General features: G+C 40.1%; 19 protein-coding genes and 2 pseudogenes. 7 read left to right on the top strand and 14 right to left on the bottom strand.

The window, feature by feature from the left end; translation table 11 throughout:
• The gene (locus B7705_RS04000; protein WP_084947959.1) at positions 1-516 is read left to right on the top strand and encodes a transcription repressor NadR; all 516 of its coding nucleotides are present in this window, start codon (positions 1-3) and stop codon (positions 514-516) included.
• On the opposite strand, the pseudogene B7705_RS03995 reads toward B7705_RS04000, so the two are convergent.
• The 4 genes and pseudogenes from B7705_RS03995 to uvrB all read right to left on the bottom strand — a co-directional run.
• A pseudogene (locus tag B7705_RS03995) lies at positions 513-665 on the bottom strand (8-oxo-dGTP diphosphatase); the annotation flags it as partial. The gene B7705_RS04000 and the pseudogene B7705_RS03995 overlap by 4 nt on opposite strands.
• A gap of 118 nt (positions 666-783) precedes the next feature.
• Positions 784-1551 carry a class I SAM-dependent methyltransferase gene (locus B7705_RS03990; RefSeq protein ID WP_084947956.1) on the bottom strand — a complete coding sequence of 256 codons (768 nt, stop codon included), beginning with the start codon at positions 1549-1551 and terminating at the stop codon, positions 784-786.
• Positions 1552-1757: 206 nt separating this feature from the next.
• Positions 1758-2225 carry an 8-oxo-dGTP diphosphatase gene (locus B7705_RS03985; protein WP_084947952.1) on the bottom strand — a complete coding sequence of 156 codons (468 nt, stop codon included), beginning with the start codon at positions 2223-2225 and terminating at the stop codon, positions 1758-1760.
• A gap of 749 nt (positions 2226-2974) precedes the next feature.
• A complete protein-coding gene (uvrB, locus tag B7705_RS03975) occupies positions 2975-4963 on the bottom strand; it encodes an excinuclease ABC subunit UvrB (RefSeq protein WP_084947947.1) in 1989 nt (662 codons plus the stop codon).
• A gap of 179 nt (positions 4964-5142) precedes the next feature.
• On the opposite strand from uvrB, the gene B7705_RS03970 reads away from it, so the two are divergent.
• The 3 genes from B7705_RS03970 to zwf all read left to right on the top strand — a co-directional run bounded on the left by B7705_RS03970 (position 5143) and on the right by zwf (position 8968).
• Positions 5143-6591 (top strand): amino acid ABC transporter substrate-binding protein/permease, encoded by a 1449-nt coding sequence (locus B7705_RS03970; protein WP_009013994.1) that lies wholly within the window; start codon positions 5143-5145, stop codon positions 6589-6591.
• A complete protein-coding gene (locus B7705_RS03965; RefSeq protein ID WP_001096338.1) occupies positions 6591-7331 on the top strand; it encodes an amino acid ABC transporter ATP-binding protein in 741 nt (246 codons plus the stop codon). The genes B7705_RS03970 and B7705_RS03965 overlap by 1 nt, the downstream gene beginning before the upstream one ends.
• Positions 7332-7480: 149 nt before the next feature.
• The gene (gene zwf, locus B7705_RS03960) at positions 7481-8968 is read left to right on the top strand and encodes a glucose-6-phosphate dehydrogenase (protein WP_000096099.1); all 1488 of its coding nucleotides are present in this window, start codon (positions 7481-7483) and stop codon (positions 8966-8968) included.
• Positions 8969-9012: 44 nt separating this feature from the next.
• Here the strand turns inward: zwf and ftsY are convergent, their stop codons facing one another.
• From ftsY to B7705_RS03945, 3 genes are read right to left on the bottom strand one after another with little or no spacing between them, the layout of a single operon-like run.
• Positions 9013-10323: a signal recognition particle-docking protein FtsY gene (ftsY, locus tag B7705_RS03955; RefSeq protein WP_000522287.1), complete on the bottom strand. Its 1311-nt coding sequence runs from the start codon at positions 10321-10323 to the stop codon at positions 9013-9015.
• A 3-nt stretch (positions 10324-10326) separates the two neighbouring features.
• Positions 10327-11145: a Cof-type HAD-IIB family hydrolase gene (locus B7705_RS03950; protein ID WP_000763415.1), complete on the bottom strand. Its 819-nt coding sequence runs from the start codon at positions 11143-11145 to the stop codon at positions 10327-10329.
• Complete coding sequence (locus tag B7705_RS03945) at positions 11145-11936, bottom strand: Cof-type HAD-IIB family hydrolase (RefSeq protein WP_084948150.1); 792 nt, start codon at positions 11934-11936, stop codon at positions 11145-11147. Before B7705_RS03945 ends, B7705_RS03950 begins: the two co-directional genes overlap by 1 nt.
• Positions 11937-12043: 107 nt before the next feature.
• Here B7705_RS03945 and B7705_RS03940 point away from each other — a divergent pair.
• Both B7705_RS03940 and B7705_RS03935 read left to right on the top strand, forming a co-directional pair.
• Positions 12044-12767 (top strand): annotated as a pseudogene (locus tag B7705_RS03940) (IS30 family transposase); the annotation flags it as partial.
• Positions 12768-12817: 50 nt separating this feature from the next.
• A complete protein-coding gene (locus B7705_RS03935) occupies positions 12818-13117 on the top strand; it encodes a YbaB/EbfC family nucleoid-associated protein (RefSeq protein WP_061416779.1) in 300 nt (99 codons plus the stop codon).
• Between the two features lie 46 nt (positions 13118-13163).
• Here B7705_RS03935 and B7705_RS03930 read toward each other — a convergent pair whose 3' ends face one another.
• The 7 genes from B7705_RS03930 to glmU form a co-directional block, all read right to left on the bottom strand.
• A complete protein-coding gene (locus tag B7705_RS03930) occupies positions 13164-14927 on the bottom strand; it encodes a glycerophosphoryl diester phosphodiesterase membrane domain-containing protein (protein ID WP_084947944.1) in 1764 nt (587 codons plus the stop codon).
• 9 nt (positions 14928-14936) lie between these two features.
• Positions 14937-15527: a 3'-5' exonuclease gene (locus B7705_RS03925; protein ID WP_084947942.1), complete on the bottom strand. Its 591-nt coding sequence runs from the start codon at positions 15525-15527 to the stop codon at positions 14937-14939.
• Positions 15528-15608: 81 nt separating this feature from the next.
• Complete coding sequence (gene rocS / locus B7705_RS03920; RefSeq protein WP_084947939.1) at positions 15609-16103, bottom strand: chromosome segregation protein RocS; 495 nt, start codon at positions 16101-16103, stop codon at positions 15609-15611.
• Between the two features lie 76 nt (positions 16104-16179).
• A complete protein-coding gene (locus B7705_RS03915; RefSeq protein WP_084947936.1) occupies positions 16180-16872 on the bottom strand; it encodes a 5'-methylthioadenosine/adenosylhomocysteine nucleosidase in 693 nt (230 codons plus the stop codon).
• Between the two features lie 16 nt (positions 16873-16888).
• Positions 16889-17200 carry a cell wall synthase accessory phosphoprotein MacP gene (gene macP, locus B7705_RS03910; protein WP_084947935.1) on the bottom strand — a complete coding sequence of 104 codons (312 nt, stop codon included), beginning with the start codon at positions 17198-17200 and terminating at the stop codon, positions 16889-16891.
• A gap of 11 nt (positions 17201-17211) precedes the next feature.
• A complete protein-coding gene (locus tag B7705_RS03905; protein ID WP_084947932.1) occupies positions 17212-17757 on the bottom strand; it encodes an NUDIX hydrolase in 546 nt (181 codons plus the stop codon).
• Between the two features lie 9 nt (positions 17758-17766).
• A complete protein-coding gene (gene glmU / locus B7705_RS03900; protein ID WP_084947928.1) occupies positions 17767-19146 on the bottom strand; it encodes a bifunctional UDP-N-acetylglucosamine diphosphorylase/glucosamine-1-phosphate N-acetyltransferase GlmU in 1380 nt (459 codons plus the stop codon).
• Between the two features lie 158 nt (positions 19147-19304).
• Between glmU and B7705_RS03895 the strand changes: the two genes are divergently transcribed.
• A complete protein-coding gene (locus tag B7705_RS03895) occupies positions 19305-20105 on the top strand; it encodes a glycoside hydrolase family 25 protein (RefSeq protein WP_084947926.1) in 801 nt (266 codons plus the stop codon).
• Positions 20106-20107: the final 2 nt, after the last annotated feature.

The following is a 20107-nucleotide window of genomic DNA, read 5'->3' as shown; positions in this document are numbered from 1 at the left end:
ATGACAAAGGATCGCAAACAAGCTCTTCTCAAACTATTAAAAGAGGCACCAAAAGCTCTCAATGGTCAAACCTTGGCTGAGCACTTTCATGTTACGCGCCAAGTCATTGTACAGGATATCGCTATTCTCCGAGCAGATGGGGCTCCTATCCTATCCACCAATCGTGGTTATATCTACAAAGAAAATGATGCCAGCCCCTACGTTCACAAACTCTTTAAAGTGAAACATGAACTGGAAGAAATCGGGCAAGAACTTCTTGCCATTGTAGATAATGGCGGACGCGTTCAAAATATCTTAATCGATCATCCCGTTTATGGTGAAATTGAAACCCATCTCAAACTCACTTGCCGCCGAGATGTCCAGCACTTTCTGGAACAAGTCGAGAATTCAGACTTTAGACCCCTTTCTGAATTGACAGACGGCATCCATTACCACCTAGTCGAAGCCGAAACACAACAAGACATCCACTATATCGAGGAGGCCTTGGATCAGCTTGGTTATTTGGTAAAGGATTAGAAGATTTTCTTTTCCCAATCGTCTTCTGTACGGCGAGAGTAGAAAAATTCAGACTTATCAGGCGCTTCCATCATTTCCATCAAGGGCAACATATCATAGGCCAGATCCAAATTTGGAATCTGGTCTTTTTTCACCCAAGAAACTTCTCCAAATTCAAAAAGTTGAGACTTTTATATAGAACCGGCTGGAGCAAGCTCTAAAGACTATCCGCTTGATTTTATTTTGAAAACCTTCTCCTTAATCTTTCAAAATTTAGTTCCCTTAATTTTACTTTCGAGCAATAAACATACCATATTCTTTAGGAATAATTAACTTACCCTTATGAAAATGTACTTCCAATCTTTTACGAATGACTTTTTCTTCTAGCGAACCTATTTCTGAAATTCCTTTAAAGGATTGGATGTATTTAACTAGGTCATCTATACTAGTTACCTGTAACTCATCATCATAGAGTAATGTATCGACAGAGTTAAAATACTTACTCAGGTACTTTGTGCCATTTTGTAAAGTAAATGTTTTATTTTCCAAATTTTGATTAACCTCATCTTTAAATAAGCTTGCCAAATAATCTACAACTCCATTTTCACCAAATGTAGCACAGTAAAAAATTCCGCCTGTTTTTAAGACTCTATTCACCTCAGAGAGCGCTTTATGAATATCATTTACATGATGTAGAAGCATATTAGCAATAACAATATCAAATGTTTCATTCTCAAAAGAAATCTTTTGAATATCCATTATTTCATAGTTGACATTGTATCTATTTCCAATCACTGACTTCGTTGTTTTCACCATATCTTTAGAAAAATCTGTAATAACCAACTGCTTCATTTTATCTATAGAATCACTGTTACTTTTCCACAGTTCTCCTGTACCACATCCCAATTCTAGAACCTTTACTTCATTAGTGATTTGGTAGTTGGAAAATATCCAATTGTTAAATCCTAATTTATTTTTTGAATACTTCTTATGTATGTTTACTCTAATATCAAGATTATCTTGTTTTGCATATTGTTCAATTACTTTATCATCCATTTTCTGCTACTTCCTTTCATATTTTAAGATTATACCATAAAATAAAACAATCTCCGATTTCAGAATAGAAGGTGGAGATTGTTCAAAATATAGATAGAAAAGAATAATAAGAAACTTAGAAATATTCAGTTGACTTACACCGCCATACTTAGCCTATATTTCAGTACCTTACTTTAAAAGATAACACATATCAACTAATCATATAACTAAAAAGTTTCTTTCTCCCATCCGTCCTCTGTACGGTGGCGATAGTAAAACTCAGACTTGTCCGAAGCTTCCATCATCTCCATCAAGGGTAGCATATCATAGGCCAGATCCAAGCTTGGAATCTGGTCTTTTTTCACCCAAGAAACTTCTCCTTCATCTGAAGAGCGAAGGGTACCAGAGAACTCAGTCGCCTTATAACACAAGACAATGTAGCGCCCGCCTGTATTCAGAGGCCAATTTTTAATGCCTACTAGTTGGGGATTTTGGATCGTCAGACCTGTTTCTTCGTAGATTTCTCGGATAACTGACTCGGCAAAAGCCTCGCCATTCTCAACATGACCTCCTGGAAAGGCGTAGCCAGACCAGTGATTGTTTTCAGGAGACCGATATTGCATGACTACTCGCTTATTTTCTAGATCTTCGATTAGACAGATATTGGTTAAAATGGTTGCTTGCGCACGGGACATAAATTTACTCGCTTTCTAAGTTATTAAAATGTATCTTTGTTGTATTTTATTTCAAATTTCACGATAAAAGCATTAACTAAGTCATGGTATTATGATAAAGATACTCTGACAGTGATAATTGTATATAATGGCCTATATGGGCAAGAATAGGTGAAAGAGACATTACAATCATTTCTTCAATTTCTTCTTTTCTAAATGTTTAGCAAGAAGTAAAATGACCAATCCCAAGAAAAAGAATAGCATATAAGTTGCGATAGGAAACCAGATGTAGCGATAATCTAGTGATAAGAGAGATGGTAAAATCCCTTTACTGTTTTTCCCACTAACTCCGAAAAACAGATGGACCACTAAACCGATACTATTAAGATAGATGAACAATCCAGCAAATCTGGTTAGAGTCATCCTTAACCTGGATAAATCTAGAAACCAATAGTCAAATATTCTGTAGACCAAACAAAAAAGATTTACATATAATGGAAAACTATAGTTAATATCTCTGTATAGTGAAGGAAGGGGGAGACTTTTAAAAATAAAATTAATACCTAGCCCTATTCCTAAGATTAGACCAAGGACTAGGAAGAAACCTATAATTTTATGAGAATTTAGCCAATGCTGAAAACTTTCCTTCCTTGGTAGATTCTTTTTTGTATTTGAATTTCTTTTATTCATTTTCACCGTTTTCTTCATATCTAGACTACTGAAACAAGGACATAGCAATTTGGCTAATTAAATTTGACTTAAGGGCCTCTCTACCCCAACGCCTTGACTTCCAGCATCATATCCCGAATCTGGGCAGCAAGCTCAAAGTCAAGCACTTCGACAGCTTCTTGCATTTGTTTTTCGAGTTTCTTGACGAGTTCCTTGCGTTCTTGTTTGTTGAGGCTATTGATATCGACTTCCTTGTCCTCTTCTTTGGAAACTGCCTTGGTCACTGCAATCAAGTCACGGATTTCTTTCTTAATAGTTTGTGGTACGATACCATGTTCTTCATTATAAGCCATCTGGATTTTCCGACGACGGGCCGTTTCATCGATAGCATGTTGCATAGACTGAGTAACTGTGTCAGCATACATAATCACATGCCCTTCGCTATTACGAGCAGCACGTCCAATAGTCTGGATTAAGCCACGTTCGTTACGAAGGAAACCTTCCTTGTCAGCATCTAGAATAGCAACCAAACTTACTTCAGGTACGTCAATCCCTTCGCGGAGCAGGTTGATTCCGACCAAGACATCAAAGACACCCAAACGCAGGTCACGGATAATCTCCGTTCGCTCCAAGGTCTTAATATCCGAGTGCATGTACTTGACTTTGATGCCCATTTCCTTGAAGTAGTCGGTTAAGTCCTCTGCCATTTTCTTGGTCAAAGTGGTAATAAAGGTTCGTTCATTCTTTTCAACACGGGCATTGATTTCACCCAAGAGGTCATCAATCTGCCCCATAGTCGGACGGACTTCCACTTCAGGATCCAAGAGTCCCGTTGGACGAATGATTTGCTCGATCACTGTCTCGGTCTGTTCATTTTCATAGTCACCAGGTGTCGCTGAAACGTAAACAATCTGATGGACATGACTTTCAAACTCTTCCCGACGGAGAGGACGATTGTCCAAAGCAGACGGCAAGCGAAAACCATAATTTACTAACATTTCCTTACGCGAACGGTCTCCATTGTACATGCCCTTAATCTGTCCCATGGTCATGTGACTTTCATCAATCATGATCAAGAAATCATCTGGGAAGAAGTCGAGAAGCGTATAAGGGGGCTCTCCTTCGCTACGACCATCCATGTGACGAGAGTAGTTCTCAACCCCATTTGTATAGCCCATCTCACGTAACATCTCGATATCATACTCTGTCCGCTGTTTCAAACGCTGGGCTTCTAGCAGTTTACCTTCCTTCTCAAAGACAGCTAACTGCTCCTCTAACTCTGCCTGAATCTTGGCAATTGCAACCTCCATGTGGTCATCATTGGTCACAAAGTGAGTGGCTGGGAAAATCGCCAGATGATCCACTTCTCCCAATACCTGACCTGTCAAAGCCTCTACTTCACGAATACGGTCAATCTCATCCCCAAAGAACTCCACTCGAAAAGCGTGTTCATCACGGGAAGCTGGAAAAATCTCCACCACATCCCCGCGAACGCGAAATCTTCCCCGTTGGAAATCAATATCATTGCGCTCAAACTGGATATCCACCAAGTCATTCAAGAGTTTATCACGAGAAATTTCAAGACCTGGACGGAGACTTACAACACTATCAGCGTATTCCTTTGGCGAACCCAGACCATAGATACAAGAAACAGAAGCCACAACGATGACATCATTGCGCTCCAGAAGTGCTGAAGTCGCTGAGTGACGAAGCTTGTCAATCTCGTCATTGACTGAACTGTCCTTCTCAATATAGGTATCACTAGAAGGAACATAGGCCTCGGGTTGGTAATAGTCATAGTATGAAACAAAGTACTCAACAGCATTTTCAGGGAAAAATTCCTTAAACTCCCCATAGAGCTGACCAGCTAGGGTTTTGTTATGGGCAATGACCAAAGTAGGTTTATTGACTTTGGAAATGACCTGACTCATGGTATAGGTCTTCCCAGTACCAGTCGCCCCCATCAAAATTTGGGCCTTTTCTCCACCCTCGATATTGTCAACCAACTGCTCAATCGCTTGGGGTTGATCTCCTGAAGGTTGGTATTTTGATACTAGTTTAAATTGATTGTCTGTAATCCGATTAATCATAATTACCTCGTACACACTTTCTATCCTTCTATTTTACCATAAATTCCATTAGATTCTTTATCTATTGATTTAGCAAATTTGCACTCTTATGTCATATCTTCTTACATAAAAATCATTAAAATTTGCCTTCTGGCTTTTTTTCTGTTATAATTAAAAAATATTCAGAAAGGAGACTAAAAATGAAGAAAAAAATCCTAGCATGTTTGCTCATTTTATTTCCCATTTTCTCACTAGGAATAGCAAAAGCTGACACTGTTAAATCAAAGTATATTATTGCAAGTGATTCATCTTTTGCACCTTTTGTATTTCAAAATTCAAACAACGAGTATACTGGTATTGATATGGACTTGATTAAAGCTATTGCCAAAGATCAAGGTTTCGAAATTGAGATTACTAACCCAGGTTTTGATGCAGCGATCAGTGCTGTTCAGGCCGGACAAGCTGATGGTATTATTGCTGGTATGTCTGTTACGGATGCTCGTAAAGCTACATTTGATTTCTCTGATTCCTACTACACTGCTAATACTATTCTTGGTGTGAAAGAATCCAGTACCATTGCTTCTTATGAAGATCTCAAGGATAAAACAGTTGGTGTTAAAAACGGGACAGCTTCTCAAACGTTCCTTACTGAAAACCAGAGCAAATACGGCTACAAGATTAAAACCTTTTCAGATGGATCATCTATGTATGACAGTCTCAACACTGGAGCTATCGATGCCGTGATGGATGATGAGCCCGTTCTCAAATATTCTATCAGTCAAGGACAAAAATTGAAAACGCCAATCGCTGGGACTCCAATCGGTGAAACAGCCTTTGCCGTAAAAAAAGGAACAAACCCTGAATTGATCCAGATGTTCAATAAGGGGCTTGCTAACCTCAAAGCAAACGGTGAATTTCAAAAAATTCTCGACAAGTATCTAGCTAGCGGAGCAGCAACTACTTCTACAATTACAGTTGACGAAACTACTATCTGGGGCTTGCTTCAAAACAACTACAAACAACTCCTTAGCGGGCTTGGAATCACTCTCGCTTTAGCACTTATCTCGTTTGCGATTGCCATTGTAATTGGGATTATCTTTGGTATGTTTAGCGTTAGCCCATACAAATCTCTTCGTCTTATCTCTGAGATCTTCGTTGACGTTATCCGTGGTATTCCCTTGATGATTCTTGCAGCCTTCATCTTCTGGGGAATTCCAAACTTTATCGAGTCCATTACAGGCCAACAAAGTCCAATTAACGACTTTGTAGCTGGTACCATCGCCCTCTCACTCAATGCTGCTGCTTATATCGCTGAAATCGTTCGTGGTGGGATTCAAGCTGTTCCAGTTGGGCAAATGGAGGCCAGCCGAAGCTTGGGTATCTCTTATGGAAAAACCATGCGTAAGATTATCTTGCCACAAGCAACTAAATTGATGTTGCCAAACTTCGTCAACCAATTCGTTATCGCTCTTAAAGATACAACCATCGTATCTGCTATCGGTTTGGTGGAACTTTTCCAAACTGGTAAAATCATCATCGCTCGTAACTACCAAAGTTTCAAGATGTATGCAATCCTTGCTATCTTCTATCTTGTAATTATCACGCTTTTGACTAGACTAGCGAAACGCTTAGAAAAGAGGATTCGTTAATGGCAAAACTAAAAATTGATGTAAATGATTTACATAAGTATTATGGAAAAAACGAAGTTTTAAAAGGCATTACAACTAAGTTCTATGAAGGAGATGTTGTTTGTATCATCGGTCCATCTGGTTCTGGTAAATCGACCTTCCTCCGTAGCCTTAACCTTCTCGAAGAGGTAACGAGTGGCCATATTACAGTGAATGGTTATGATCTGACTGAAAAATCAACCAATGTCGACCATGTTCGCGAAAACGTCGGAATGGTCTTCCAACACTTCAACCTCTTTCCTCACATGTCCGTCCTAGAGAATATCACTTTTGCACCTATTGAACACAAACGGATGACCAAAGAAGGAGCTGAAAAATTGGGGATGGAGTTGCTGGAGAAAGTCGGTCTTGCAGACAAGGCTAATGCTAACCCAGATAGCCTATCAGGTGGTCAGAAACAGCGTGTAGCCATCGCTCGTGGACTTGCCATGAATCCTGATATCATGCTCTTTGATGAGCCAACTTCCGCTCTGGACCCTGAAATGGTTGGAGATGTACTGAATGTTATGAAGGAATTGGCAGAGCAAGGCATGACTATGATCATCGTAACCCACGAGATGGGATTTGCTCGTCAGGTGGCCAACCGTGTTATCTTTACGGCTGATGGTGAATTCCTAGAAGATGGAACTCCAGATCAAATCTTCGATAACCCACAACACCCTCGTCTAAAAGAGTTCTTGGATAAGGTCTTAAATGTATAAAACAAAACTGTAAGGTTCTCCTTACAGTTTTTTAATTGCGTATTGGATTTTTTGATTTTTTTGAAAATTATGATAAAATAAAAACTATGATAATGAGGAAATCTCATCCCTAGTCCAACTAGGAAAAAATATAGAAATTAGGTAGCTAGATGTCATCAAAGGTTATTGTTACAATTTTCGGTGCGAGTGGAGATTTAGCTAAACGCAAACTCTACCCTTCCCTTTTCAGACTATATAAATCAGGCAATCTTTCTGAGCATTTTGCAGTTATCGGAACAGCTCGTAGACCTTGGAGTAAGGAATATTTTGAATCTGTAGTTGTCGAGTCCATCCTTGATTTGGCAGATAGTACCGAGCAAGCCCAAGAATTTGCCAGCCACTTCTACTATCAAAGCCATGATGTGAATGATACAGAACATTACATTGCTTTGCATCAATTACAAGCTGAGCTGAATGAAAAATACCAAGCTGAACACAATAAGCTCTTCTTCTTGTCTATGGCACCTCAGTTCTTTGGAACCATTGCCAAGCACCTCAAATCTGAAAACATTGTCGATGGCAAAGGTTTTGAGCGCTTGATCGTTGAGAAACCATTTGGTACAGACTACGAAACAGCAAGCAAACTCAATGAAGATCTCCTTGCGGCCTTTGATGAGGAGCAAATCTACCGAATTGACCATTACCTAGGTAAAGAGATGATTCAGAGTATCTTTGCTGTTCGTTTTGCCAACATGATCTTTGAGAATGTTTGGAACCGTGAACACATCGATAATGTCCAAATTACCTTTGCGGAACGCTTGGGTGTAGAAGAGCGTGGTGGCTACTATGATCAATCTGGTGCCCTTCGTGATATGGTGCAAAACCATACTCTCCAACTCCTCTCTCTTCTAGCCATGGACAAACCAGCTAGCTTTACAAAGGATGAGATTCGTGCTGAAAAGATAAAGGTCTTTAAAAACCTCTATCATCCAACTGAGGAAGAATTGAAAGAACAGTTTATCCGTGGTCAGTACCGCTCTGGTAAAATCGATGGCATGAAATACATTTCCTATCGTAGCGAGCCAAACGTCGATCCTGAATCTACAACAGAAACCTTCGCATCTGGCGCCTTCTTTGTAGACAGCGATCGTTTCCGTGGCGTTCCCTTCTTCTTCCGTACTGGTAAACGTCTGACTGAAAAAGGGACTCATGTCAATATCGTCTTTAAGCAAATGGACTCTATCTTTGGAGAACCATTAGCACCAAATATCTTGACCATCTATATCCAACCAACTGAAGGCTTCTCTCTTAGCCTAAATGGGAAACAAGTAGGTGAAGAATTTAACCTGGCACCAAGCTCTCTGGATTACCGTACAGATGCTACAGCTACTGGGGCCTCACCAGATCCTTACGAGAAATTAATCTACGATGTCTTGAACAACAACTCAACCAATTTCAGCCACTGGGATGAGGTAAGTGCTTCATGGAAATTGATTGACCGTATCGAAGATCTCTGGGCTGAAAATGGTGTTCCACTCTACGATTATAAAGCTGGAAGCATGGGGCCACAAGCTAGCTTTGACTTACTTGAGAAGTATGGAGCCAAATGGACCTGGCAACCAGATATCGCCTATCGTGAAGATGGCCGTTTAGAATAGCAAAAATATCCTGCAAGATTGACTTGCAGGATATTTATTTTATATTAAATCAAGCCTTCTAAGAGACCTTTCATAAAGTTTTCTGAGTTAAATTCCCCGATATCATCGATTTTTTCACCGAAACCAATCAATTTTACAGGGATATTAAGTTCTTCGCGGATGGCTAGTACAACACCACCTCGGGCAGTTCCGTCAATTTTTGTCAAAACAATTCCTGTCAATGGTGTTATCTTAGAAAATTCCTTAGCTTGTACCAAGGCGTTCTGTCCAGTCGAAGCATCGAGTGCCAGGAATGTTTCATGGGGTGCCTCTGGAACGACACGCTTGATAATACGACCAATCTTTTCCAACTCGGCCATAAGGTTGTCCTTATTTTGCAGACGCCCTGCTGTATCAATCATGAGAATATCAATTCCTTCTGCTACAGCACGTTCCATCCCATCAAAGACCACACTAGCTGGATCAGCCTTTTCAGGTCCCGTCACAACAGGAACATCAACACGACGGCCCCATTCTGCTAGCTGGGCAACAGCTCCAGCACGGAAGGTATCTGCCGCAACCAACATGACTTTCTTGCCAGCTTGTTTGTAGCGATGAGCCAATTTCCCGATAGAAGTTGTTTTCCCAACACCGTTAACACCAACAAAGAGCATGACTGTCAAACCATCTTGGAAATGGATTTGTTCATCGTAGTTGCCATCCTTCTCATAGAGTTCAACCAATTTCTCGATAATGACACGGCGGAGTGCGTCTGGCTTCTTAGCGTTTTCTAATTTGGCTTCATAGCGTAGTTCTTCTGTTAAGTTTGAAGCGACTTGCACACCGACGTCGCTCATGATGAGCAGTTCTTCCAATTCCTCGAAGAATTCTTCATCGACAGAACGAAAGTTGGCAAAGAAGGCATTCAAACGAGCTCCGAATCCTGTACGGGTTTTCTTGAGACTGCGGTCATATTTTTCCTGAACGGTCTCTTCAACTTGAGGATATTCTTCTTCTACTACTTCAGAAGCGAGCTCTTCTTCAGTTTCTACAGTTTCTTGGCTCTCTTCTTCTAGAATTTCTTCCGGCTCTTGGAGTTGTTCCAATTCATCAGATTCTAGCTCAAGCTCTTCCTGAGCAGTTTTCTCGACTGCTTCTGGTTCAATGACTTCTTCTGTCGAGACCTGTGAAATTTCTCCTTGAGCAGGAGTTTCTTCCACTTTGTCCGTTTCTGTCTCTTCTTGGCTTGTTTCCTTGACAGCCGTTTGGTTTTCTTCAACCTCTTCTGACAAATCAAGATTTTCCAGTGCTTCTTTTACTATATCTTCGATTTTCGGCTCTTCTTTTTTCCCGAATAGACGGTCAAATAATCCCATATTCTAGTTCTCCTTTAGCACGTATTCTTCGATAGCCCAGGCAACGGCTTCCTCGTCGTTGGTCATTGGGGTAATCACATTGGCAACTTCCTTAACCGCTGGAACTGCGTTTTGCATGGCAACTCCCAGACCTGCCCACTCAATCATGGAAAGGTCATTGGCCTCGTCCCCACAAGCCATCACTTGACTTTGGTCAATTCCCAAGTGTTTAACTAATTTCGCTAAACCTGTTGCCTTGTGGACGTTTTTCGGCGACCATTCCAATAAGAGTTCACGCGATTTGAAGATTTCGTATTGGTCAAACAATTCAGGAGAAATCTGTTGAATAGCTGCATCCAAAGGTTCTTTGGCAAAGGCAGTTACACATTTATTATACGTCATCTGACTAGATAGATCTTCAAAAGCGATAGGCACGAAAGTCAGGGCTGGGTTGAACTTAGCATAGAGACTTTCTTGATCCGACTGGATTTGATAGACTGTTCCTTCTGAAATAGCATCTAACGGAAGTCCGAGTTTTTCAGTTTCCTCGTATAATCGCGCCACATCGTCGATTGAAAAGACTGTCTTATCAAGAATCTCCCCCGTGTTTTTCTGCACTAGACCACCATTAAAGGTGATGGTGTACTCGTCCTCCTGACCGTCAGTCCCTAGCTCATGGAGAAAGAAATCCATGGCCTTAAGAGGACGCCCCGTTGTCAGTACGACCTTGATGCCACGATCACGCGCAGCTTTGAGGACCGCCTTGGTACGATCTGTCAGCTTTTTATCCGTTGTCAGCAAGGTACCATCCAAGTCCAATGCAATCAATTTAATATCTGCCATTACAAGCCCTCCATATAAGCCATAACTGACTGGTCCTTATGGTGACCAATCACTGTCTCTGCTAATTCTAAAATCTCTGGTCGCGCATTTTCTGGAGCGATTGGGTGACCGACAACCTGCATCATGTGAAGATCATTGAGATTATCGCCAAACGCCATAACCTGATCCATGGTCAGACCAAGTTTTTTTGCCAACTCAACAATAGCCACACCCTTATCAACGTAGTCCAAGACAATATCGATGGATTCAAAACCTGTTGTCATGGCTTTCACACCAGAAACATTTTCGTTAACCCAGGCCTCACCAGCTTCTATCGTTTCTTCAGTAAAGTTAGTAGTGAATTTAAAAATCTCATCCGTGATATCTTCCAAACTCGCTACTTTTTGAATATTTTCATTGTAGTGACGGCTAAACATCAGATAGGTCTCATCCACAGTGTCCAATACATAACAAGCTTTTTTCCCAGTCAGGAGCATTTTGTTTTCATCAAAATAGGGCGATTTCTTCAAAGCTTCAAAAGTGCTCAAGTAAAAGTCTCGAGACATGGTAGCCTCATACATATCCTCCCCATGAAACTCAACATAGCTCCCATTTTCAGCTATAAAAATCACTTCATCACGCACATCCGCAAACAACTTTTTCAGGGACAGAATACCACGACCTGAAGCCACTGCAAAATAAATCCCCTTTCCCTTGTAGGAAACAAGCAAGTTTTTGAGGCGTTCCATATCAAATCGACCCTCTCCATCTAGAAAGGTTCCATCCATATCGGTTGCTACAAGTTTAATCATAAAATCCTTCATACTCCAATTGATAAATCTACCTTCTATTATACCATAGATAAGCTGAAAAAGTATCAGTACAGTAGGATTGACTACTGGATAGTAGGCCTTTTTCGGTAAAGATCCTCCACTATTATAACCAAAAGTTGTCTCCTGAAATGATGGTCAAGTCTAAGGGCGTTACAGTGGGAATTTCTACCATCTACTACTGGATTCATCATGGAAAATTAGGATTGACCAAACAGAATCTACTTTATCCTAAAAAAGGAAAAACTGTCAAGAAACAAGCTAGCCTCAACTTTAAACCTGCTGGTCAATCCATTGAACAGCGTCCCAATGTTATCAATCTTCGATTGGAGAATGGGCATTATGAGATTGATACGGTTCTACTTACAAGAGCGAAAAACCACTGTCTGCTGGTCTTGACGGATCGAAGGAGCAGACATCAAATCATCCGATTGATTCCCAATAAAAGCGCTGAGCCCGTCAATCAGGCTCTAAAACTCATCTTAAGACAACATCACATTCTTTCCATCACGGGCAGATAATGGAGCCGAATTCAACCGCTTGTCTGATGTGTTTTCTAAGGAAAAAATTTACTACGCACACCCTTATGCCTCTTGGGAAAGGGGAACTAATGAGAATCACAACAGGCTCATTCGTAAATGGCTACCTAAAGGAACCAAGAAAACGACTCCCAAAGAAGTCGCCTTCATTGAAAATTGGATCAACAACTATCTTAAAAAATGCTTGGACTACAAGTCTCCCAGAGAAGACTGCTTGCTGACTAACTTGAACTTGAAATTTGGCTTTAAACTAATAATAGACTTTTATCCCTAAAATTGATAAAATGGTTAGGAGAATAATAGAAAAGGAAACTGTAAACCACCATGATGAACATGCAAAACATGATGCGCCAAGCACAAAAACTTCAAAAACAAATGGAACAAAGTCAAGCAGAACTCGCTGCTATGCAATTTGTTGGAAAATCTGCTCAAGACCTTGTCCAAGCAACTTTAACTGGAGACAAAAAGGTGGTCAGTATTGACTTTAACCCAGCAGTTGTAGATCCAGAAGACCTAGAAACCTTGTCTGATATGACCGTTCAAGCCATCAACGCTGCTCTAGAACAAATCGACGAAACGACTAAGAAAAAATTAGGTGCTTTCGCTGGAAAATTACCATTCTAATCACCTACAGAAAAAGGAGGAAGGTTCACTTCTCCTTTTTTCTATGTTAGAAATTAAAAAACTCCGTAGCTTTTTTCAAAAGGAGATCGGTGTATTCTGGATCTTCCTGAGCTGCTGCTAAAGTCTCCTGTAGCATCTCCATGTCATCTGTAATCATCCCATCCACTGACAACTGCAACGATTTATCAAGTGCGTCAGAGCTATTGATGGTCCATACGTAAAGCTTTTGTTCTGTATACCAAAGTTTAGTAACAAAATATTCATCCAATGTTGAATACTCCATAGTATAGCCCGTTGCCTTGGTTTTTGGGAAAATACTGTTATATGGTAGGATGAAATAAACTGGAATAGTCGAATCATATTTCAGAACTTGGTCAATCACATGATAGTCTAGTGATTGCATCTGATGACCATACTGCTTGATAATCGGTCCATACTTCTCTAGAAAACGTTCCATCATTTGTGGACTGTCTTTTTTACTGGTTTTGATTTCAATCAACAATCTTTGATGAAGTTCATTCGCGCGATTGAGATAGTCATCAAAACTAGATATTTTGGTTCGATAGCCATTTTCAGAAATATCTAACCCTGTCAACTCCTCCAAAGTCAAGTCTTGAGGTCTGGCATTGATACCTGCTAAGTTCTTAAGATTGGCGTCATGCATCATCACAAACTGACCATCTTTGGTCTCCTGTACATCCATTTCAATCAAATCTGGTTTTAGTTGAGCTGTTTTTTCCAAAGACTGCACAGTGTTTTGTACACCATTTTTATTTGAAACACCCCTATGTGAAATGACTAAAGGGGTATTTGTCACAGGAGCTTCCAGATAGATATAACCTTCCAGCGCAAAAAAGATACTAGCGCAACCCATAACTCCCCATCTCATCAAATGGTCTTTTTTTCTTCTTGGCATAATCTCCAGTTCCTCACCTGTCAAAAAGGAGACAAACTTAACAAGGAAATAGGTCAAGGCCATATAGTGGATGTTTTTTATCAAGACAAAGTTAATAACTCCAAGAATCAGTGATTCTTTCTGTGTTAAATTGTCAATTACAATCTGTCCTATTAGCAAGGGAGTCAAGAGGAGGAAGAAAAAAAGATAGGTTTTAATAATAATGAGTAGCAAGTTCCAAGCATAAAAGAGAACTTGTTTTTTTGTCTTTTGTAGGCTATATTTTACTCCTTCTCTCACAGTCCTCTTTTCAAAGAGAATCTTCGGAAGGGCAAACATGAGTCGGACAGACACATAGAGCAAAATCCAAGCAGAGGCAAAAATCATCAAGCCCACTAGCCAGTACTTGTCTTCCAGATAAGTCACAATAAAGTCTGGAATAACGATTTTATTTAAGTAATAAATTTTTAAAATTTTCCTGATGAAAGGAAAGAGCATGGCTACGTAGAAGAATACAAAGGCCATCTTACAGAAGCTCAAGCGTTTCATGAACAGAAAACTTTGCTGGAAAACTTTGCGACTGTACTCAATCAAGGTTCTCTTTTCGTGGTAGAGAAGGTGACGCGCCCCAATAAAGAGGAGGCAAATCTGGAAATAGGCCACCAAAAGATTGATTACAATCAAGACGAGAAAGGCCAGACTGATTAATGGCGAACTCGTGATAATGGCAAAAATATTATTGTAAGAAATAAACAAATAGCCCGTCTGGCTGAGTAAAAGACCAGCAAGAAACGAATTGAGAGGTAACCACAAATACTCCACCATCATGAAAATTAAGAAAAAGAGGAAGAGAACTTTATCTAGGTTGAGGTAAATTTTCCTAAAACCTAGTTTTTTAGGTTTTTCAGGTTTCATTAGGCACTCCTAGTCTAAAAATTGAGATAAGTCTAAGCTATTAAAGGGATTCATAGAAAAACTACTCTGGTCTTCTAATAATAGCTTTCCTTCATCCGATTCCAAAAAAGCTTCGTAAACACGCGCCGTCATGCGGGCATCCTCTAAACTATTATGTGACTTCCCGTGAAAGCCTAAAAAATTCGCAACAGTTTGTAATTTAAGATTTGCTATTCCGTGTAGGTCAGAACTACGGCGTTCAAAAGCCTCATCATATACATCAACCTTATACTGGTCACGATAATCAATACCATGCTCCAAGAGAATAGGCAAATCACTCTTAGCTGCATTGTAACCTACGATAGGTAAGTTGCCAACAAATGCCTGAAAGTCTTTTAAAACTTTTTCTACTTTTGGCGCATCTTTCAAAGTTTCAGCTGTGATTCCAGTCAAACCATTGATAAAACTCTTTAAAGGTACTTTGGTATGAACATAAGAATCAAAAGCAGCGCTTTCTTGTCCATCTTGAAAGCGAATTGCTGATACTTGAATTAAATGGGTAACCCCTTCATGTTGATTGAATTCCAAATCAAAGGCGATATAGTCTCTTAATTTTTCCATGTTTTACCTCAATTACTATTCAAATTAAACTATAAATAATAAAAGAAGCCATCAGGTTAGTGAATAACCCAAACAGCTTCTTTATTTTCCTCCAAAAAGGCGAGCAAAAAAGCCTTTTTTGGTTGCTTGGACTTCTTCTTTTGCTTGGTCCAACTCGAGTTTCAAGCTTTCTTGATCCTTCATAGCTTGAAGAGTTAACTGTTGCTGTTGGTCCAACTGTTTGTCCTTTTCAGCAATCTGGCGATCTTTGATGCGCATCTGCTCATCTTTTTCTGCTAACTGCTGGTCTTTGGCCTTGAGTTGCTCATACAATCGAAGAATTTCAGCATTTTTCTCATCAACCAAGATTTCCATCAGTTCGCGTTGTTTGACATCTTCACTGACTGGTTCATCTTCAAAAATTGTTTTTTTATAGATTTCTTCTAGCTTGATTAAACCACTTCGAGTAACTACAGTTACACCTTTGTCATTTTTTTTTGTGTCCTCTTCTGGAAGTTCTTTGACACGATTGTTGATTGCTTGACGAGATAGTCCTAAGACCTCTGCAATCTCACTGACGGTCATTTCAATACTCATAATATCCTCTGAAACGTTTTCTAGCTTTTCTTTATTTAAATCTTATCATAAGCTAGATAAACTGTCAAATTTCCGCTTAATCCAAGGCCTTTAAAAAGGCTAGTAAGACTTGAGCAGAACGACGTCCAGCTTCAATGATAAACTCATCAAAAGAGATCGAGGCTTCGTGATTGGCATTGTCACTCATAGCACGAATGACGAGGAAAGGTAGGTCAAGAGCCTGCGCCGCCTGAGCAATAGCAGCCCCTTCCATCTCCACTGCTAAAACTTCAGGGAAGTGAGATTTGATACTAGCAATCTTATCATCTCCAGCTATAAAACTGTCCCCTGTAGCAATCAAGCCTAGGTGCCAAGTCTGTTCTAACTGAGATAAGTTTTCTTTAATTCTAGTGATAAACTTCTGATCTGATTCAAAGTAAAGAGGTTGACCAGCCATCTGACCATAAGCATAGCCAAATGCAGTCACATCCACATCATGGTAGGCCAGTTTATCCGCGATTACTACATCACCGACAGCAATCCCTTCTGCAAGTGCACCTGCAGAACCTGTATTGATGATGGCTTCTACTTGGAAATGGTCAGCTAGAACAGCTACACTCATAGCCGACATGACCTTCCCAATCCCACTCTGAACTAGGACAACTTGAGTATTACCAACAGTGCCAGTATAGTAGGTATTTCCGAGAACTTGGACTTCTTGTGCTCTATCTAAATTTTGAGTCAAGTGTACGAGCTCTTCTGGCATTGCTGCAATGATTCCAATTTTCATTTGATGTCCTTTCCAATTACAAGAGTTTCATCGCTAAAATTAACAAAATCAAGAGTAGGATGACTGCAAACAAGATACGATTGAGTTTTGAATTAAAACCATTTCTCTTGGTGTTCTCAATTCGGCGACTCTTGTGAATCGTTTGCTCTACTTCGATTGTTAAGGTATCTCGACTAAAGCCGTGGTCTCTGGAACGTGAATAACCAAAATGTTGCGAAGATGCTGGTAGGATCTTTGTTTCCTCATCATCTTGTATAGAAGGACCCGATATTTTCTCACCTCGGTTGGCACGTTCAATTATTTCATCTGTTAATAAAGGTTTTCCCATGGGTTGCTCCTCTATTTCTTTTGTAGTTCCCAGTACTGAATCGCCATAATGGTCTTGGCATCACAGATATGACCTGACTGAATCAGGTTTTTGGCTTCCTCTAGACTTACTTCTAGGACTTCCAAGGTTTCATCATCATCTTGTGGGCGAGGATTTTGCACCTTGACCAAATCACTAGCAAGGTAGAGTTTTAATTTTTCGTTGCAAAAACCAATCGCAGAATAGAAATCATACAACAGTTCTAACTTACCAGTATAGGCAACTTCTTCTTCCAATTCACGAAGGGCCGCTGCCATTGGATCTGCATTTTCACCAATTTCCAGTTTACCTGCAGGAATCTCATAAGAGACCGCCTCAATAGCCTTTCGGTATTGCTTAACGAGGACAATTTTGTCCTCAGCTGTCACAGCTAGTACACAAACAGCCCCATTGTGAAAAATTAAGTCACGTTGGGCAGTACCCTTTCCTTCTGGTAGTTCCACCAGATCTTGCACTAGTTTAAAAATAGGACCTTGATAAATTTCCTTTCGACTAATCGTTTTTTCTTCAAATTCCATGACAAACTCCTACTGATTCTTCGGATGATGAGGTAAGCGTGTTGCGTACTCGTCTTTGTTAACTTGTCGTCCACGGCCGATAGCAATGGCATCTGCAGGAACATTCTTGGTAATGGTTGAACCAGCTCCAACAAGAGAATTATCCCCAAGTTCTACAGGGGCGATGATGGTTGAGTTTGAGCCAACAAAGACATTGTTGCCAATAACGGTCTTGTATTTGTTTTTCCCGTCGTAGTTGACTGTAATAGTACCTGCACCAAAGTTAACATGGCTACCCACTTCACAGTTTCCGATATAAGTCAAATGACCTGCCTTGGTATTTTCACCGATTGAAGATCCTTTAACTTCAACAAAGTTTCCAATGTGTACTTGGGAAGCTAGGCTTGAACCTGGACGAATGTGAGCATAGGGACCGACTGTCACACTGTCCGCAACACTACTTTCCTCAATCATGGAGTTCGTAATCACGGCTCCAGTCCCAATTGTGCTATCCACGATATAAGTTCCATTTGTTAAAACAGTTTCCGCCCCAATCTTCGTTTGACCTTTCAAGGTAACGTTAGCTTCGATTTGGACTTCCGGAGCAATCTCAACATCAATGTCGATGTATGTTGCTTCTGGATTGACAAAACTAACACCATTGACCATGTGAGCGTGATTGATACGGCGACGCATCACTGCTTCCGCAGTCGCAAGAGCTACACGGTCGTTTACTCCAAGACTTTCATCAAAATCCTTGAGAGTATAGGCGCCAACCTTCTCACCCGCATTACGGAAAATACCAATCACGTCAGTAATATAATACTCACCTTGGGCATTGTTAGTGTTGATATTTTTAAGGGCTTCAAAAAGACGTTCATTATCGAAAACATAAGTACCAGTATTAATTTCCTTGATTTGTTTTTCAAAATCAGTCGCATCCTTTTGCTCCACAATGCGAAGAACTTCAGCATTATCGTTACGGACGATACGACCATACCCAAAAGGCTCTGCTGCTTCAGCTGTTAAAATCGTCGCCACATTTTTGTGATTGATGTGGAAATCCAAGAGATTTTTCAAGCTTTCACCTGTAATCAGAGGAGTATCTCCAGCGATGACTAAGGTATGTCCAGAACGATTTTGGAGAATGGGCTCTGCCATCATGACAGCATGCCCAGTTCCTAGTTGTTCTGATTGGGTGACAAAGTCTGTCTGTCCAGCCAAGACTTGCTCAACTAACTCAGCCTTGTGACCAACTACAGTAACTGTTTTTTCAGGTTGAATAGCACCAACACTACGAAAAACATGTTCCAACATCGAAATTCCTGCTACTTTATGAAGTACCTTTGGAAGATCTGATTTCATGCGAGTACCCTTACCCGCTGCTAAAATAATGGCATAATTTGACATACTATTCTCTTTTCTGTAAAAATTCCCTTATATTATACCATAATTTTACTTTTAAAGAACAAACAAACAGGTGCTTTCCTGAAAATCTCCCCTACTTGTCTACATTTCTAAACTGTTTCCTTTGATTTTTTTAAATTTTTACGATAAACTAAATAAATATGAGAAAACAAATTCATCCGGCTATTATTTTTAGTTTATTTGGAATTTTCATAGCGATTTTACTCCTCAATAGACCAAGTTTTGAGGATCATCCTATCAAAACAAAACCAAATGCCCTTCAAGTTGAAACACAAGCCTTGCATAATCTTGACAAACCCATTATCGACGTCTCTGGTTGGCAAAGACCTGAGGAAATCAACTACGACACCTTATCTCAAAACATTTCTGGTGTTATCGTTCGCGTGCACAATGGGGCACAGCACACTGAAACAAATGATGCAGCCTTTATCAATGGGGTCGATAAAGCCTATAAAAATCACATTGCAGAATTTCAAAAACGTAATGTCCCTGTGGGTGTGTATGCTTACGTAGCTGGAAAAAGTAAAGAAGATATGGAAAAGGCTGCTGAAGTCTTCTACAATGCTGCTTCTCCCTACAATCCTAGCTACTACTGGTTAGACGTTGAAGAACAAACAATGTCCAATATGAATGAAGGTGTTGAAGCTTTTCGTGCCAAACTGGAATCTTTAGGAGCTAAAAATATCGGCATCTACATTGGGGTTTACTTTATGCAAGAGCACAGTATCAATACAGACAAGTTCACTGCTATTTGGATCCCTTCTTATGGAACTGACTCTGGTTATTTTGAAACTAGGCCAAATACTGATCTGGACTACGATCTCCACCAGTACACATCTAAAGGAAGAATTGCAGGATTTGAACATCATTTGGACATCAATTTGATTTCTACTGCTAAGGAGAAGGAAGAAACCTTCAGAAAGCTATTTTTAAGACCATAAGA

The sequence above is a fragment of the Streptococcus oralis subsp. dentisani genome (assembly GCF_002096685.1).
In the GTDB taxonomy this organism is placed as follows: domain Bacteria; phylum Bacillota; class Bacilli; order Lactobacillales; family Streptococcaceae; genus Streptococcus; species Streptococcus oralis_AD.
The sequence above is the reverse complement of the archived record's forward strand: the minus strand, read 5'-3'. Positions and strand labels throughout refer to the sequence as shown.

Excerpts from the sequence above, each read along its gene's own strand:
- B7705_RS04000 (WP_084947959.1), top strand. The coding sequence starts at position 1 with ATGACAAAGGATCGCAAACAAGCTCTTCTCAAACTATTAAAAGAGGCA.
- B7705_RS03990 (WP_084947956.1), bottom strand. The coding sequence starts at position 1,551 with ATGGATGATAAAGTAATTGAACAATATGCAAAACAAGATAATCTTGAT.
- B7705_RS03985 (WP_084947952.1), bottom strand. The coding sequence starts at position 2,225 with ATGTCCCGTGCGCAAGCAACCATTTTAACCAATATCTGTCTAATCGAA.
- uvrB (WP_084947947.1), bottom strand. The coding sequence starts at position 4,963 with ATGATTAATCGGATTACAGACAATCAATTTAAACTAGTATCAAAATAC.
- B7705_RS03970 (WP_009013994.1), top strand. The coding sequence starts at position 5,143 with ATGAAGAAAAAAATCCTAGCATGTTTGCTCATTTTATTTCCCATTTTC.
- B7705_RS03965 (WP_001096338.1), top strand. The coding sequence starts at position 6,591 with ATGGCAAAACTAAAAATTGATGTAAATGATTTACATAAGTATTATGGA.
- zwf (WP_000096099.1), top strand. The coding sequence starts at position 7,481 with ATGTCATCAAAGGTTATTGTTACAATTTTCGGTGCGAGTGGAGATTTA.
- ftsY (WP_000522287.1), bottom strand. The coding sequence starts at position 10,323 with ATGGGATTATTTGACCGTCTATTCGGGAAAAAAGAAGAGCCGAAAATC.
- B7705_RS03950 (WP_000763415.1), bottom strand. The coding sequence starts at position 11,145 with ATGGCAGATATTAAATTGATTGCATTGGACTTGGATGGTACCTTGCTG.
- B7705_RS03945 (WP_084948150.1), bottom strand. The coding sequence starts at position 11,936 with ATGATTAAACTTGTAGCAACCGATATGGATGGAACCTTTCTAGATGGA.
- B7705_RS03935 (WP_061416779.1), top strand. The coding sequence starts at position 12,818 with ATGATGAACATGCAAAACATGATGCGCCAAGCACAAAAACTTCAAAAA.
- B7705_RS03930 (WP_084947944.1), bottom strand. The coding sequence starts at position 14,927 with ATGAAACCTGAAAAACCTAAAAAACTAGGTTTTAGGAAAATTTACCTC.
- B7705_RS03925 (WP_084947942.1), bottom strand. The coding sequence starts at position 15,527 with ATGGAAAAATTAAGAGACTATATCGCCTTTGATTTGGAATTCAATCAA.
- rocS (WP_084947939.1), bottom strand. The coding sequence starts at position 16,103 with ATGAGTATTGAAATGACCGTCAGTGAGATTGCAGAGGTCTTAGGACTA.
- B7705_RS03915 (WP_084947936.1), bottom strand. The coding sequence starts at position 16,872 with ATGAAAATTGGAATCATTGCAGCAATGCCAGAAGAGCTCGTACACTTG.
- macP (WP_084947935.1), bottom strand. The coding sequence starts at position 17,200 with ATGGGAAAACCTTTATTAACAGATGAAATAATTGAACGTGCCAACCGA.
- B7705_RS03905 (WP_084947932.1), bottom strand. The coding sequence starts at position 17,757 with ATGGAATTTGAAGAAAAAACGATTAGTCGAAAGGAAATTTATCAAGGT.
- glmU (WP_084947928.1), bottom strand. The coding sequence starts at position 19,146 with ATGTCAAATTATGCCATTATTTTAGCAGCGGGTAAGGGTACTCGCATG.
- B7705_RS03895 (WP_084947926.1), top strand. The coding sequence starts at position 19,305 with ATGAGAAAACAAATTCATCCGGCTATTATTTTTAGTTTATTTGGAATT.